This is a genomic window from Streptococcus sp. 2106, assembly GCF_013277315.1.
Taxonomy (GTDB): Bacteria; Bacillota; Bacilli; order Lactobacillales; family Streptococcaceae; genus Streptococcus; species Streptococcus pseudopneumoniae.
This window is the reverse complement of record NZ_VMMS01000098.1, coordinates 1-752: the sequence shown is the minus strand read 5'-3', so window position 1 is coordinate 752 and position 752 is coordinate 1. Positions and strand designations below refer to the sequence as shown.

Sequence of the window (752 nt, the reverse complement as noted above, 5' to 3'; positions counted from 1 at the left end):
ATTATGGCTTCAAGCCAGTTTTTCTCGTAGAGAAAAACAAGAAAACCACCAGCTATGCTGGTGGCTGACAAGGCTTCTAGCTTCCATTTATTTTTCCAAGTATAATCTAATTGTTCAGGTTAGATAAAGGAGGAAAAATAAATGGCTAAAACCAGTTACAGTTTATCACATACTAAATGGATGTGCAAATATCATATAGTTTTTACACCTAAGTATCGCCGTAAGGCGATATATTACAAAGTCAGGTCGGATTTGATAGATATTATTAAACATCTATGCGGTTGTCGTGGCGTGGAGATTATCGAAGGTCATATGATGCCAGACCATGTACACCTGCTTGTACTGATACCTCCCAAACTTTCGATTTCCGATTTTATGGGGTATCTCAAGAGCAAAAGTGCATTGATGATATTTGATAAGCACGCTAATTTAAAATATAAGTATGGAAATCGAAAGTTCTGGGCTAGGGGATACTATGTAAGTACCGTTGGACTAAACGAAAAGACCGTAGCTAAATATATTCGCGAGCAGGAAAAGAATGACATTGCACTCGATAAGCTGAGTGTAAAAGAATATGAAGATCCGTTTTCTGATGGCGGATTTAGAACAAGGTAAAAGCCCGTTGTGACGGGCATTAGTCAAGTAATATAGCACGACCTGAACGAAGTTCAGCGAGCGTCTTTAGACGCCGCTGGAGAGAAACGGCTTATAGCCGGTGTACAAGCCACCCGTTTTCACGGGTGGTTATGACT

1 protein-coding gene is annotated in these 752 nt (G+C 40.0%); it reads left to right on the top strand.

Going from position 1 to position 752, the window contains the following annotated elements; translation table 11 throughout:
* Positions 1–141: 141 nt before the first annotated feature.
* Positions 142–615 carry an IS200/IS605 family transposase gene (tnpA, locus tag HT723_RS09905; RefSeq protein ID WP_001140801.1) on the top strand — a complete coding sequence of 158 codons (474 nt, stop codon included), beginning with the start codon at positions 142–144 and terminating at the stop codon, positions 613–615.
* Positions 616–752: the final 137 nt, after the last annotated feature.

Bases quoted from the DNA above. Each gene is read 5' to 3' on its own strand.
- tnpA (WP_001140801.1), top strand. From the start codon at position 142: ATGGCTAAAACCAGTTACAGTTTATCACATACTAAATGGATGTGCAAA.